The organism is Streptomyces sp. ADI95-17 (genome assembly GCF_003846175.1).
GTDB classification, from domain to species: Bacteria; Actinomycetota; Actinomycetes; order Streptomycetales; family Streptomycetaceae; genus Streptomyces; species Streptomyces sanglieri.
Genome location: NZ_ML123044.1, coordinates 1,018,102 through 1,032,008 on the forward strand (window position 1 = coordinate 1,018,102; position 13,907 = coordinate 1,032,008).

A 13,907-nucleotide genomic window follows, 5' to 3' on the forward strand; every position below is an offset into this window, starting at 1 on the left:
GAGCCAGGGCCCGGCAGGGCAGGCGCCGGGGGCGGTGCGGTGTGCCCGTACGCGCCCGGGACGGCCACCGCCCCGCCCTCAGACCAGTCCACCCCCCGCACCCCGCAGGTGGACGATGTCGCCGGCCGAGACGGGTTCCTGGAGGCCGTCGCCGGTGGAGAGGACCAGGCGGCCGTCGCCGTCGATCGCCACGGCCTCGCCGGTGAGCGTGCGGTCGCCGGGGAGCTGGGCCCGTACCGTCCGGCCCAGCGTCGCGCAGCCCGCCGCGTACGCCTCCTGCAGGCCGCTCGCCGCCGCGTCGCCGTCCGCCGCGCGCCACTGGCCGTACCAGTGCTCCAGCGAGCGCAGCACGCCCCGCAGCAGCGTCTCGCGGTCGGTGGAGACCGCACCGGCCAGGGCCAGCGAGGCGGCCGTGGGGGCGGGTAGTTCGTCGGCGCGCAGGGAGACGTTGACGCCCATGCCGACGACCACGCCGTCCCCGGCGCGCTCGGCCAGGATGCCGCCCGCCTTGCGCTCCGCGCCCTCCACCGTGACCAGGAGGTCGTTGGGCCACTTCAGGGCCGTGTCGACGCCCGCGGACCTCGCCAGGCCGGTCGCCGCGGCGACACCGGTGAGCAGCGGCAGCCAGCCCCACCGTTCGGCGGGGACGTCGCCCGGCTTCAGGTAGACGGAGAAGAACAGGCCCGAACGGGCCGGAGCCGTCCAGGTGCGATCGAGGCGGCCGCGCCCCGCGGTCTGCTCCTCGGCGATCAGCACGGCGCCCTCGTCGAGCCCCGTGGCCGCGCGCCGGGCGAGATCGGAGTTGGTGGACCCGGTGGTCTCCACCACGTCCAGCGAGGTCCACAGTCCGCCGGGCCGCAGCAGTCCGCGGCGCAGCGCGGGGACGTTCAGGGGCGGTCGGTCCAGGTCCGACCAACGGCTCTGTGGCGTATCCGAAGGTGTCATGCAAGCCAGACTAGGTGTGGCAAACGACGCACTGCCGAACCGTATCCGCGCCGATACCCTACGGATCAGTAGGTGTTTCAGTACCTGTTCAGCAGCACAGTCGTCCCCGTGACCAGGCAGGGAGCCGCCACCCGATGTCCGAGCCGGAAGAGACCGACATCCACACCACCGCGGGCAAGATCGCGGACCTGCAGCGCCGTATCGACGAGGCGACGCACGCGGGCTCCGCGCGCGCGGTCGAGAAGCAGCACGCCAAGGGCAAGTTGACCGCGCGCGAACGGGTCGATCTGCTGCTCGACGAGGGTTCCTTCGTGGAGCTCGACGAATTCGCCCGGCACCGCTCCACCAACTTCGGCATCGAGAAGAACCGCCCGTACGGGGACGGCGTCGTCACCGGCTACGGCACGGTCGACGGCCGCCCCGTCTGCGTCTATTCGCAGGACTTCACCATCTTCGGCGGCTCGCTCGGCGAGGTCTACGGTGAGAAAATCGTCAAGGTGATGGATTTCGCGCTGAAGACCGGCTGCCCGGTCATCGGCATCAACGACGGTGGCGGCGCCCGGATCCAGGAAGGCGTTGCCGCGCTCGGGCTGTTCGCGGAGATCTTCCGCCGCAATGTGCACGCCTCGGGCGTCGTACCGCAGATCTCACTGATCGTCGGACCGTGCGCGGGCGGCGCGGTCTACTCCCCCGCGATCACCGACTTCACGGTCATGGTCGACCAGACCTCGCACATGTTCATCACCGGCCCCGACGTCATCAAGACGGTCACCGGTGAGGACGTCGGTTTCGAGGAGCTCGGCGGCGCCCGCACCCACAACACCACCTCCGGGGTGGCGCACCACATGGCGGGCGACGAGAAGGACGCCATCGAGTACGTCAAGTCGCTGCTGTCGTACCTCCCTTCGAACAACCTGTCCGAGGCGCCCGCCTTCCCCGAGGTGGCGGAGCTCGCCACCACGGACGAGGACCGCGAGCTGGACACCCTCATCCCGGACTCGGCGAACCAGCCGTACGACATGCACTCCGCCATCGAACACGTGCTGGACGACGGCGAGTTCCTGGAGACGCAGGCCCTGTTCGCGCCGAACATCATCACCGGCTTCGGGCGCGTCGAGGGCTACCCGGTCGGCATCGTCGCCAACCAGCCGATGCAGTTCGCGGGCTGCCTGGACATCAACGCGAGCGAGAAGGCCGCGCGCTTCGTCCGTACCTGCGACTCCTTCAACGTGCCCGTGCTGACCTTCGTCGACGTCCCCGGCTTCCTGCCCGGTGTCGACCAGGAGTACGGCGGCATCATCCGCCGCGGCGCCAAGCTGATCTACGCGTACGCCGAGGCGACCGTCCCGCTGATCACCGTGATCACCCGCAAGGCGTTCGGCGGCGCGTACGACGTCATGGGCTCCAAGCACCTCGGCGCCGACATCAACCTCGCCTGGCCGACCGCGCAGATCGCGGTGATGGGCGCGCAGGGTGCGGTGAACATCCTGCACCGCCGTACGATCGCCGCCGCCGAGGATCAGGACGCCACCCGGGCCGAGCTGATCGCCGACTACGAGGACACCCTGCTCAACCCCTACGTGGCGGCGGAGCGCGGTTACGTCGACGCGGTGATCATGCCGTCCGACACCCGCGCGCACATCGTGAAGGGGCTGCGCCAGCTGCGTACCAAGCGGGAGTCGCTGCCCCCGAAGAAGCACGGCAACATCCCCCTCTAGAAAGGGTCCTGGCCATGATCAAGGTCGTACGGGGCAACCCGACCCCGGAGGAGCTGGCAGCCGCACTGGCGGTGGTGCGGGCGCGCGCCGCGGCGACGACGTCCGAGGAGTCGGCCGGCGGTCCGGCGCTGCCCGGTCAGTGGTCCGACCCGGGACGCATCGCCCGGCGCACACGTCATCTGCCGGGGCCGCGGGCCTGGGCCCGGACGTACTGGCCCGGGTAGCCGCGATCCCGGTGGTCGCCGGGGCATCCCCGTTGCAGCGTTTCCGGAGGTCCGGGCCCTTTTGGTCCGGACCTCCGGTGCGTGTGGGGGCGATCCGGCCGGTACGCACCACGGCGGCTGAGTACCCGTACTCAGGCGCGCCGCCCGCCGCGGCAGCAGGATCGTTTCCATGCTGTGGTCCGACCCCGAGAACAAGCCCCCGAAGGAACTGCGCGACGCCCAGGACATGATGCGCCGTGCGGGGCTGGTGCTCGCCCTCGCGATGGTGGTCGCGATGTTCGTGCTCGGGCTGCGCTGAGGGCCGAGGGGGGCCGCCGTACGGGGCCGGGGCCCGGGCCGGTGCGGCTCTTCTACGATGGCCCGTATGACTGATCAGCGCCGTCTCGTGCTCGCCTCCGCCTCCCCCGCCCGTCTCGGTCTGCTGCGGCAGGCCGGCTTCGCGCCCGAGGTGATCGTGAGCGGGGTGGACGAGGACGCGCTGAGCGCCCCGACCCCGGCCGAACTGGCTCTGGTGCTCGCCGAGGCCAAGGCAGCGGCGGTGGCCGGCCGGCCGGAGGCGGCGGGCGCCCTGGTCATCGGCTGCGACTCGGTGCTCGAACTCGACGGCGAGGCGCTCGGCAAGCCGGCCGACGCCGAGGAGGCCATCGCCCGCTGGAAGTCCATGCGCGGCCGGGCCGGGGTGCTGCAGACCGGCCACAGCGTGATCGACACCGCGACCCGACGCACCGCTTCGGCCACCGCCTCGACCACCGTCCGCTTCGGCGAGCCGACGGACGCCGAGATCGCCGCCTACGTAGCCACCGGCGAGCCGCTCCACGTGGCGGGCGCCTTCACCCTGGACGGCCGTTCGGCACCGTTCGTCGACTCCATCGAGGGCGACCACGGCAATGTCATCGGGCTCTCGCTGCCGCTGCTGCGCCGGCTGCTGGGCGAGCTGGGAATCTCCGTCACCGAACTCTGGGCCTGATCCGGGTTCCGGGCCGGGTCCGGGCGGACACCCCCGGCCCGGGGACCGGCGGACAGCCCGGCCCGAGTCCGAGCGGACACCCCGGCGCTCCGGATCAGACCGGCGCCGGGGCGCCCGCTCCGGCGCCGTCGGCGGGCTCGTCGGCGGGACCGTCGGGCCGGGTGCCGTACGCCACCAGCGTGAGCACTATCAGCCCGAGCACCACCATCATGCTCGCGAACGCGGCCCAGCCGACCAGCCCGACCGTCAGCGCACCCAGCACCGCGTGCACCACGGCGCAGACGATCAGGACGATGCGGGCGAACCGGCCGGGGGCCCGGTCGCGGATGCCGGCCAGCAGCAGGAACAGCCCGCACAGCAGCAGGTACAGGCCGAAGAAGCCGCCCATCGCCCAGGTGCCGTTCGACATGACGGCGGGGTCCATCCCGGCCAGCGACATGGTCTGGTTCTTGACGACCGTCGCGAGGATGCCGTTGATGAGCACGATGCCCACGGCCTCCACGAACAGCACGATCGCGGCCACGAACGCCACCGGTCTGCGCACCACGGTGTCCACCCCCTGTTACCTGCAGTACGAGCGATAGCGCGGACCCTACTAACCAGTAATGCTCCGGACAAGGGTCCGGCGATCTCCGCTTCCGTCCCGCGCTCGCGGCGTGCGCGGGCGCACTCTCCCCGCACACCCCTTGTCGCGCCTCAAGTGCGTCGGGCAAAGAATCGCTCACCCATTAGTGGGGACTCGACAAAGAAACGCGCGGAGTCGCAGCCCGTACGAACAGAGACCTGGACCACACCTCGTGGCTACTGTGCGGTTATGAAACCCGGCGTACCGTGGTGCCACAAGGGATTTCGCGACTTGAGCAAGCCTCGAATCACACTCCGTGTGGGCAAGCTCACCATTGGGGACGGGTCGTAGGGCCGTGTCGGTAGTCCCTAAACTCAGCTTGTTTCAAGGAGGGAGCCATCGTGCGCAAGGTGCTCATCGCCAACCGTGGCGAAATCGCTGTCCGTGTTGCTCGGGCATGCCGGGATGCCGGGATCGGGAGCGTGGCCGTCTACGCGGACCCGGACCGCGATGCTCTGCATGTGCGTGCGGCCGACGAGGCATTCGCTCTGGGCGGTGACACCCCGGCCGCCAGTTATCTGGACATGGCCAAGGTGCTCCAGGCTGCCAAGGACTCCGGTGCCGACGCGGTCCATCCGGGTTACGGCTTCCTGTCGGAGAACGCCGAGTTCGCGCAGGCCGTGCTGGACGCGGGCCTGACCTGGATCGGCCCGCCGCCGCAGGCGATCCGTGACCTCGGTGACAAGGTCGCCGCCCGGCACATCGCGCAGCGCGCCGGGGCCCCGCTGGTCGCCGGTACGCCGGACCCGGTCGAGGGTTCGGCCGAGGTCGTGGCGTTCGCCGAGGCGAACGGGCTGCCGATCGCGATCAAGGCCGCCTTCGGCGGCGGCGGGCGGGGGCTGAAGGTCGCGCGGACGCTGGAGGAGATCCCGGAGCTGTACGACTCCGCGGTCCGTGAGGCCGTCGCCGCGTTCGGCCGCGGGGAGTGCTTCGTGGAGCGCTACCTCGACAAGCCCCGGCACGTGGAGACCCAGTGCCTGGCCGACACCCACGGCAACGTCGTGGTGGTCTCCACCCGTGACTGCTCGCTCCAGCGCCGCCACCAGAAACTGGTCGAGGAGGCCCCGGCCCCCTTCCTGTCCGACGCGCAGAACGCGGAGCTGTACGCGGCGTCCAAGGCGATCCTGAAGGAGGCCGGCTACGTCGGCGCCGGCACGGTCGAGTTCCTGGTGGGCCTGGACGGCACGATCTCCTTCCTGGAGGTCAACACCCGCCTCCAGGTCGAGCACCCGGTCACCGAGGAAGTCACCGGCATCGACCTGGTCCGCGAGATGTTCCGCATCGCCGACGGCGAGGAACTCGGCTACGACGACCCCGCGATGCGCGGTCACTCCTTCGAGTTCCGGATCAACGGCGAGGACCCCGGCCGCGGCTTCCTGCCCGCCCCCGGCACCGTCACCACGTTCGCCCCGCCCACCGGCCCCGGCGTCCGCCTCGACGCCGGCGTCGAGTCCGGCTCCGTCATCGGCCCCGCCTGGGACTCCCTGCTCGCCAAACTCGTCGTGACCGGCGCGACCCGCGAACAGGCACTGCAGCGCGCGGCCCGCGCGCTGGCCGAGTTCACCGTGGAAGGCATGGCCACCGCCATCCCCTTCCACCGCGCCGTCGTCACCGACCCGGCCTTCACCAGCGAACCCTTCCACGTCCACACCCGCTGGATCGAGACCGAGTTCGTCAACGACATCAAGCCCTTCACCGCCACCGCCGACACCGAGACCGACGAAGAGGCCGGCCGCGAGACCGTCGTGGTCGAGGTCGGCGGCAAACGCCTGGAAGTCTCCCTCCCCTCCTCGCTCGGCATGAGCCTGGCCCGCACCGGACTCGCCGCCGGCGCCAAGCCCAAACGCCGCGCCGCGAAGAAGTCCGGCTCCGCGGTCTCCGGCGACACCCTCGCATCCCCGATGCAGGGCACCATCGTCAAGATCGCCGTCGAAGAAGGCCAGGAAGTCCAGGAAGGCGACCTCATCGTCGTCCTCGAAGCCATGAAGATGGAACAACCCCTCAACGCGCACCGCTCCGGGACCGTCAAGGGCCTCGCCGCCGAGGTCGGCAGCTCGGTCTCCTCCGGCGCCGTCATCTGCGAGATCAAGGACTGATCGACGCGGTATCCGGCCTCAGGGGCCCCTGTGGAGTCGTACGGCTCCGCGGGGGCCCCTTTGCCGTACGCGGCGGTCCGGCCGCACCCGGGTGGCGCACGATGGCATCCTGGACCCCGAGGCGGAAGAAGGGAGGCTGCGCGATGGCGACCAGTACGGCGCAGACGCCGCCCCGGCCCATGCGTGCCGACGCGCGCCGGAATTACGACCGGCTGCTGGGCGAGGCCCGGACCGCCTTCGCGGAGCACGGCACCGACGCGTCCCTGGAGGACATCGCGCGGCGCGCGGGCGTGGGGATCGGCACGCTGTACCGGCACTTCCCGAACCGGCACGCGCTGATGAACGCGGTCTTCCAGGAGGCCCTGACGTCCCTGATCACCCGTTCCCGGGAGCTCGCGCAGGCGCGGGAGCCGTGTGCGGGTCTGGTGGAGTGGCTGGGCGCGATCATCACCCACGCGGGTGAGTACCGGGGGCTGGCTCAGGCGCTCATGTCGACGTCACGGGACGATTCTTCGGCCCTCTCGCAGTGCAATGTGCCGTTGCGCGAGGCGGGGGCGGCGCTGCTGGTGCGGGCGCAGAAGAGCGGGGCGGTGCGGCCGGACGTGTCGATCGGCGACCTGCTGCAGCTGACGAACGCGATCGCACTGGCCGCCGAACAGTCGCCGGACGACCCGGAGTTGGCGGGGCGGCTGCTGATGCTGACCTTGCAGGGACTCAAGGGGGCGCGTGAGGAAGAGGGTTGAGCGGGAAGCGGGGCGGTGCGTTGTCGTCCGCTGCGTGGGGCCGTCCCCCTGCCCGCCCCTTCCCGCAACCGGGGCTCCGCGCCGGACCTCGCGCCTGAAACCGCGACCGGTGCCCCATGCCGGAAACGCCGCCGAGGCCGGAATGCCGCCCCGGCGATGTGCGGACCCGTTTCCTACCGGCGCCGCAGGTCCGCCACCCTCGCCCGGTCCCCCTGCTCCGCCACCACGGCCGCGCTCCGCAGCTGCTGCGGGCCCGGTCCCCCGGGCCCGCTCCCGGGCGTACGGCGCTGGCCGGGCAGCGGCATGTCGCGGCGGCCCTGCTGGCGGCCGTGCGGCAGGCTCTCGGCCGTCGTGGTGCCGCTTCCCGAGCCGGCCACCGCGATCTGCACCCCCTGGTCCGCGAGGGCCTGCAGCTCGGTGGCGGCGCGGTCGTCGTGGCCGGGAGGCTCGTCCGTCACCAGTCGGGTGATGAGGTCGGTCGGCACCGTCTGGAACATGGTGTCGGAGCCGAGCTTGGTGTGGTCGGCCAGGACCACCACCTCGGCCGCCGCCTGCACCAGCGCCCGGTCCACGCTCGCGGAGAGCATGTTGGACGTGGACAGGCCGCGCTCAGCGGTGAGCCCGCTCCCGGAGAGGAACGCGCGCGAGACCCGCAGCCCCTGGAGGGACTGCTCGGCGCCGCTGCCCACCAGGGCGTAGTTGGAACCGCGCAGGGTGCCGCCGGTCATCACCACCTCCACCCGGTTGGCGTGGGCCAACGCCTGGGCGACCAGCAGGGAGTTGGTGACGACGGTCAGGCCGGGGACCCGCGCGAGCCGGCGGGCCAGCTCCTGCGTGGTCGTACCGGCACCGACGACGATGGCCTCGCCCTCCTCCACGAGACCGGCGGCCAGGTCGGCGATGGCCGTCTTCTCCGCGGTGGCGAGATGGGATTTCTGCGGAATGCCGGAGTCCCGCGTGAAACCGCCCGGCAGTACCGCACCGCCGTGCCGGCGGTCGAGGAGTCCTTCTGCCTCCAGTGCCCGCACGTCCCGCCGTACGGTCACTTCGGAGGTCTGGACGACGCGGGCGAGCTCACGGAGCGATACCGCCCCGTTGGCACGCACCATTTCGAGGATCAACTGACGACGTTCTGCAGCGAACACGAAACTGACAGTAACGTGACTGCCCGAGTGTTTTCAGCGCTTTGCGCCGAATAACGGAAGTTGTACATACAAGGGGCCGCCAAGTGGTATAGGCGGCCCCGTTGTTGTTCCGTACTGATCGGACGGCCGTCGCCGGACCGCCCGAGTTGCCGGGGGTTGCCGGGGATTGCCGGGTTCCCGGGGGCGGTTACGCCTCGCCCGCGCGCTTACGGGTGTGCAACTGCCGGGCCACTTCGGCGATCGAACCCGACAGGGACGGATACACGGTGAAGGCGTTTGCGATCTGTTCCACCGTCAAATTGTTGTCGACCGCGATCGAGATGGGGTGAATGAGTTCGCTCGCGCGCGGCGCGACGACACAGCCGCCGACCACGATGCCGGTGCCGGGACGGCAGAAGATCTTGACGAAGCCGTCGCGGATGCCCTGCATCTTGGCGCGCGGGTTGCGCAGCAGCGGCAGCTTGACCACCCGGGCGTCGATCTTGCCCGCGTCGACGTCGGCCTGGGTGTAGCCGACGGTGGCGATCTCGGGGTCGGTGAAGACGTTCGAGGAGACCGTCTTCAGGTCCAGCGGGGCCACCGCGTCGCCGAGGAAGTGGTACATCGCGATCCGGCCCTGCATGGCGGCGACCGAGGCGAGGGCGAAGATCCCGGTGACGTCACCGGCCGCGTACACGCCGGGCGCGCTGGTGCGCGAGACCTTGTCGGTCCAGATGTGGCCGGACTCCTTGAGCCGGACCCCGGCCTCCTCCAGGCCCATCCCCGCGCTGTTGGGGATCGCGCCGACCGCCATCAGGCAGTGCGAGCCGGAGATGACCCGGCCGTCGGCGAGGGTGACCTCGACCCGGTCGCCGACCCGCTTGGCGGCCTGGGCGCGGGAGCGGGCCATGACGTTCATGCCGCGGCGCCGGAAGACGTCCTCCAGCACGGCGGCCGCGTCCGGGTCCTCGCCCGGCAGCACCCGGTCACGGGACGAGACGAGGGTGACGCGCGAGCCGAGCGCCTGGTAGGCGCCCGCGAACTCGGCGCCCGTCACGCCGGAGCCGACCACGATGAGCTCCTCGGGGAGCTCGTCGAGGTCGTAGACCTGGGTCCAGTTAAGGATCCGCTCGCCGTCGGGGAGCGCGTCCGGGATCTCCCGGGGGTGGCCGCCGGTGGCGATCAGCACGGCGTCGGCGGTGAGCGTCTCCTCGGTGCCGTCGGCGGCGGTCACGACGACCTTGCGGGAGCCGTCGGCGGCCTGGAGGCCGTCCAGCCGGCCGCGGCCGCGCATCACGCGGGCGCCGGCCCGGGTGACGGAGGCGGTGATGTCGTGGGACTGGGCGAGCGCCAGGCGCTTCACCCGTCGGTTGACCTTGCCGAGGTCGACGCCGACGACGCGGGCGGCCTGCTCCACGTGCGGGGTGTCGTCCGCGACGATGATGCCCAGCTCCTCGTACGAGGAGTCGAAGGTGGTCATCACCTCCGCCGTCGCGATCAGGGTCTTCGAGGGCACGCAGTCGGTGAGCACGGACGCGCCGCCGAGGCCGTCGCAGTCGACGACGGTCACCTCCGCACCGAGCTGGGCGCCCACCAACGCCGCCTCGTAGCCGCCGGGTCCGCCGCCGATGATCACGATCCGGGTCACGAAAAGTCCGCCTCGCGTATGTCATCCCGCGGCCGTCTGCTGCCCCGGCCGGGGGTCCGGGGGAACGCCCCGGGGGAATGCAGTACGTACTTCATTGTCCCGCACGCGCCAAGGTGCTTCGCCCCGGGGCCCTCCATACGTGCGCCGGGGCGTGCGCGCCGGGGCCCGGGAGCGGGAAGCGGAACCTCGCGAGTGGTCTTCCGCACCGGAATCGACGTTCCCGCCGTCACCTCCCGTACCCTCGAACCCATGTCGCTCTACGCCGCGTACGCCGGCAACCTCGACGCGCGGCTGATGACGCGCCGCGCACCGCATTCCCCGCTGCGCGGCACCGGCTGGCTCAACGGCTGGCGGCTGACCTTCGGCGGGGAGCAGATGGGCTGGGAAGGCGCGCTGGCCACGGTGGTGGAGGCGCCCCGTTCCCAGGTCTTCGTGGCGCTGTACGACCTGGCGCCGATGGACGAGGACTCCATGGACCGGTGGGAGGGCGTCGGCCTCGACATCTACCGGCGGATGCGGGTGCGGGTGCACACCCTGGACGGCGAGGAGCCGGCCTGGATGTATGTGCTGAACGGCTACGAGGGCGGGCTGCCGTCCGCCCGCTACCTGGGCGAGATCGCCGACGCCGCGGAGTCCGCGGGTGCGCCGCACGACTATGTGATGGAACTCCGCAAGCGCCCCTGCTGACCCGGCCGACCAGCGCTTTTGTGTGAAAGTACGAGCAACCGCGTACAGACTCTGCACATAGGCATCTACGCGCGTAGGGAATCACCGGCTACCCTCATCCGCGTGAACGCATCAGTTATTCCGGACAACATCCAGGGCGACCCGTACGCGGCCGCCGCCGACGCCGCCGCCCGCCTGCGCGAGCTGACCGGTGCCGAGACCCACGACGTCGCGCTCGTGATGGGTTCCGGCTGGGCGCCCGCGGGCGATGCGCTCGGCGCTCCGGAGGCCGAGTTCCCGGTGACCGAGCTGCCCGGTTTCCCGGCGCCCGCGGTGCAGGGGCACGGCGGGACGATCCGCTCGTACCGGATCGGTGAGAAGCGGGTCCTGGTCTTCCTTGGCCGCACCCACTTCTACGAGGGCCGGGGCGTCGCCGCCGTCGCGCACGGGGTTCGTACCGCCGTCGCGGCCGGCTGCCGGACCGTCGTCCTGACCAACGGCTGCGGCGGTCTGCGCGAGGGCATGCGCCCCGGTCAGCCGGTGCTGATCAGCGACCACATCAACCTGACGGCGGCGTCCCCGATCATCGGCGCCAACTTCGTCGACCTGACCGACCTGTACTCGCCGCGGCTGCGCGCGCTGTGCAAGGAGGTCGACGAGACCCTCGAAGAGGGCGTGTACGTGCAGTTCCCCGGCCCGCACTACGAGACGCCGGCCGAGATCGGCATGGTCCGTGTGATGGGCGGCGACCTGGTCGGCATGTCCACCGTGCTGGAGGCCATCGCCGCCCGCGAGGCGGGCGCCGAGGTGCTGGGCATCTCGCTGGTCACCAACCTCGCGGCCGGGCTGAGCGGGGAGCCGCTCAACCACGAAGAGGTGCTCCAGGCGGGCCGGGACTCCGCGACGCGCATGGGCGCGCTGCTGGCCCGGGTCCTCGAACGCATCTGACCCGGTCGCGGCCGTTCCCCCGGGGCCGGACCCCGGGGCCGCACCCCACCCACGAAGACACCCCGGACAGCCGGAAAGGCGGACACCGTGCAGCAGGACCTCATCGCGCAGGCCAGGGCATGGCTCGCGGAGGACCCCGACCCCGAGACCCGCGACGAGCTCGCCGGGATCGTCGAGGCCGCGGATCTCGACGAGCTCGCCGCACGGTTCGCCGGCACGCTGCAGTTCGGCACCGCCGGGCTCCGCGGTGAGCTGGGCGCCGGGCCGATGCGGATGAACCGCTGCGTCGTCATCCGCGCCGCGGCCGGCCTCGCCGCCTATCTCAAGGCGCAGGGGCAGGGCGGCGGGCTCGTCGTCATCGGGTACGACGCCCGGTACAAGTCCGCCGACTTCGCCCGCGACACCGCGGCCGTGATGACCGGCGCGGGCCTGCGGGCGGCGGTGCTCCCCCGCCCGCTCCCCACCCCCGTGCTGGCGTACGCCATAAGGCACCTGGGCGCCGTCGCGGGCGTCGAGGTGACCGCCAGCCACAACCCGCCGCGCGACAACGGCTACAAGGTCTATCTCGGCGACGGCTCGCAGATCGTCCCCCCGGCGGACGGCGAGATCGCCGCCGCGATCGCCGGGGTCGGCCCGCTCGACGGCGTGGCCCGCCCCGACGACGGCTGGGAGACCCTCGGCGAAGAGGTCCTGGCGGCCTACCTGGCCCGTACGGACGCCGTGCTCTCCGCCGGGTCGCCGCGTACCGCCCGCGTCGTGTACACGGCGATGCACGGTGTCGGTACGTCGGTGCTGACCGCCGCGTTCGACCGGGCCGGGTTCCCCGCGCCGGTGCTCGTCGCCGAGCAGGCCGAACCCGACCCGGCGTTCCCCACCGTCGCGTTCCCCAATCCGGAGGAGCCCGGCGCGATGGACCTCGCCTTCGCGACCGCGCGCCGCACGGACCCCGACATCGTCATCGCCAACGACCCGGACGCCGACCGCTGTGCCGTCGCCGTCCCGGACCCGGCCGCCGAGGGCGGCTGGCGGATGCTGCGCGGCGACGAGGTCGGGGCGCTGCTCGCCGCCCATCTGGTGGACCGGGGCGTCAGCGGGGTCTTCGCCGAGTCGATCGTGTCGTCCTCGCTGCTCGGCCGGATCGCCGCGAAGGCGGGGCTCGGCCACGAGGAGACGCTGACCGGCTTCAAGTGGATCGCCCGGGTGGACGGGCTGCGGTACGGGTACGAGGAGGCGCTCGGCTACTGCGTCGACCCCGACGGCGTACGCGACAAGGACGGCATCACGGCCGCGCTGCTCGTCGCCGAGCTGGCCTCGGTGCTCAAGGAGCGGGGGCGTACGCTGCTCGATCTCCTCGACGACCTCGCGCTCGCGCACGGGCTGCACGCCACCGACCAGCTGTCGGTGCGGGTGAAGGATCTGTCGGTCATCTCCGACGCCATGGCGCGGCTGCGCGAGCGGCCCCCGACCGCGCTCGCGGGCCTCGACGTCACCTCGGCCGAGGACCTGGCGCGGGGCACGGAACTGCTGCCGCCCACCGACGGGCTCCGCTACCACCTGCAAGGCGCCCGGGTGATCGTCCGCCCGAGCGGCACCGAGCCGAAGCTCAAGTGCTACCTGGAGGTCGTGGTGCCGGTCGCCTCGGCGGACGGGCTGCCGGCGGCCCGCGCCGAGGGCACTCGGCTGCTCGACGGGATCAAGCGCGATCTGGCGGCCGCCGCCGGGATCTGATCCCGGTCCGGCCGGGACCGGGCAGCGGCTTCAGGTGCGCACCAGGTAGCTGAAGCCGGTGTCCGGGCCCACGCAGGACTGGAGCGTCAGATCGCCCCAGTACAGGCCGTGCGCCGGGGTGCCGCGGCCCGGGGTGAGATGGCGGGCGTAGACCCGGTAGCGCAGGATCTCGCGCGGGGTCTCGACGGTGACCACCGTGCCGACGGGCAGGGTGGCGAACTGTCCGAAGCCGCAGTAGTCGTGGCCGACGACCACCACCGTGCGCATCTTGTAGCCGTCCTCCTGCCCGAAGTCCGGGCCCGACCACTGCACCGCGTCCCGGCAGGCGTCGATGGTCTCCTGGCCGCCCCGGACGACCCCGGACGACCAGCCGCCGATCCGCAGCGTCGTGCCCGTGGCCCGGGCGTCGCGGCCACCGCCCCCGCCGCCTGTACGGGCCACCGGAGCCGGGGTGCGGGCGGGAGCGGGGGCGGCG

The 13,907-nt window shown here is 72.0% G+C and carries 14 protein-coding genes; 9 read left to right on the top strand and 5 right to left on the bottom strand.

Features of this window, described 5'->3' with window-relative positions; genetic code table 11:
- Window positions 1-78: 78 nt before the first annotated feature.
- Window positions 79-945 carry a biotin--[acetyl-CoA-carboxylase] ligase gene (locus EES42_RS04450; RefSeq protein WP_124716758.1) on the bottom strand — a complete coding sequence of 289 codons (867 nt, stop codon included), beginning with the start codon at window positions 943-945 and terminating at the stop codon, window positions 79-81.
- A gap of 134 nt (window positions 946-1,079) precedes the next feature.
- On the opposite strand from EES42_RS04450, the gene EES42_RS04455 reads away from it, so the two are divergent.
- The 4 genes from EES42_RS04455 (at window position 1,080) to EES42_RS04465 (ending at window position 3,854) form a co-directional block, all read left to right on the top strand.
- Entirely contained in the window at window positions 1,080-2,663 is a 1,584-nt protein-coding gene (locus tag EES42_RS04455) for an acyl-CoA carboxylase subunit beta (RefSeq protein WP_124716759.1), read from the top strand.
- Window positions 2,664-2,677: 14 nt separating this feature from the next.
- Window positions 2,678-2,887, top strand: a complete 210-nt coding sequence (locus EES42_RS04460) for an acyl-CoA carboxylase epsilon subunit (protein ID WP_124716760.1) — start codon at window positions 2,678-2,680, stop codon at window positions 2,885-2,887.
- 169 nt (window positions 2,888-3,056) lie between these two features.
- A complete protein-coding gene (locus EES42_RS47235; protein WP_259929864.1) occupies window positions 3,057-3,185 on the top strand; it encodes a morphogenic membrane protein MmpB in 129 nt (42 codons plus the stop codon).
- Window positions 3,186-3,242: 57 nt separating this feature from the next.
- A complete protein-coding gene (locus tag EES42_RS04465) occupies window positions 3,243-3,854 on the top strand; it encodes a Maf family protein (protein ID WP_206433364.1) in 612 nt (203 codons plus the stop codon).
- Window positions 3,855-3,948: 94 nt separating this feature from the next.
- Here the strand turns inward: EES42_RS04465 and EES42_RS04470 are convergent, their stop codons facing one another.
- On the bottom strand, window positions 3,949-4,410 hold the full coding sequence (locus EES42_RS04470; protein ID WP_124716762.1) for a hypothetical protein: 462 nt from the start codon (window positions 4,408-4,410) through the stop codon (window positions 3,949-3,951).
- Window positions 4,411-4,820: 410 nt separating this feature from the next.
- Between EES42_RS04470 and EES42_RS04475 the strand changes: the two genes are divergently transcribed.
- Together EES42_RS04475 and EES42_RS04480 are read left to right on the top strand one after the other, a co-directional pair.
- Entirely contained in the window at window positions 4,821-6,575 is a 1,755-nt protein-coding gene (locus EES42_RS04475) for an acetyl/propionyl/methylcrotonyl-CoA carboxylase subunit alpha (protein WP_124716763.1), read from the top strand.
- Between the two features lie 143 nt (window positions 6,576-6,718).
- Window positions 6,719-7,318 (top strand): TetR/AcrR family transcriptional regulator, encoded by a 600-nt coding sequence (locus EES42_RS04480; RefSeq protein ID WP_124716764.1) that lies wholly within the window; start codon window positions 6,719-6,721, stop codon window positions 7,316-7,318.
- 173 nt (window positions 7,319-7,491) lie between these two features.
- Here EES42_RS04480 and EES42_RS04485 read toward each other — a convergent pair whose 3' ends face one another.
- Together EES42_RS04485 and EES42_RS04490 are read right to left on the bottom strand one after the other, a co-directional pair.
- The gene (locus tag EES42_RS04485; RefSeq protein ID WP_124716765.1) at window positions 7,492-8,463 is read right to left on the bottom strand and encodes a DeoR/GlpR family DNA-binding transcription regulator; all 972 of its coding nucleotides are present in this window, start codon (window positions 8,461-8,463) and stop codon (window positions 7,492-7,494) included.
- A gap of 187 nt (window positions 8,464-8,650) precedes the next feature.
- Window positions 8,651-10,090, bottom strand: coding sequence for an NAD(P)H-quinone dehydrogenase (locus EES42_RS04490; RefSeq protein ID WP_093549150.1), 1,440 nt, complete (start codon window positions 10,088-10,090; stop codon window positions 8,651-8,653).
- A 249-nt stretch (window positions 10,091-10,339) separates the two neighbouring features.
- Between EES42_RS04490 and EES42_RS04495 the strand changes: the two genes are divergently transcribed.
- From EES42_RS04495 to EES42_RS04505, 3 genes are all read left to right on the top strand, one after another.
- A complete protein-coding gene (locus EES42_RS04495; protein WP_072486709.1) occupies window positions 10,340-10,777 on the top strand; it encodes a gamma-glutamylcyclotransferase in 438 nt (145 codons plus the stop codon).
- A gap of 102 nt (window positions 10,778-10,879) precedes the next feature.
- Complete coding sequence (locus EES42_RS04500; RefSeq protein ID WP_124716766.1) at window positions 10,880-11,704, top strand: purine-nucleoside phosphorylase; 825 nt, start codon at window positions 10,880-10,882, stop codon at window positions 11,702-11,704.
- A gap of 87 nt (window positions 11,705-11,791) precedes the next feature.
- Complete coding sequence (locus EES42_RS04505; protein ID WP_124716767.1) at window positions 11,792-13,432, top strand: phospho-sugar mutase; 1,641 nt, start codon at window positions 11,792-11,794, stop codon at window positions 13,430-13,432.
- A 30-nt stretch (window positions 13,433-13,462) separates the two neighbouring features.
- Here EES42_RS04505 and EES42_RS04510 read toward each other — a convergent pair.
- A partial coding sequence (locus tag EES42_RS04510; RefSeq protein WP_206433365.1) for a hypothetical protein occupies window positions 13,463-13,907 on the bottom strand: 445 nt, incomplete at its 5' end.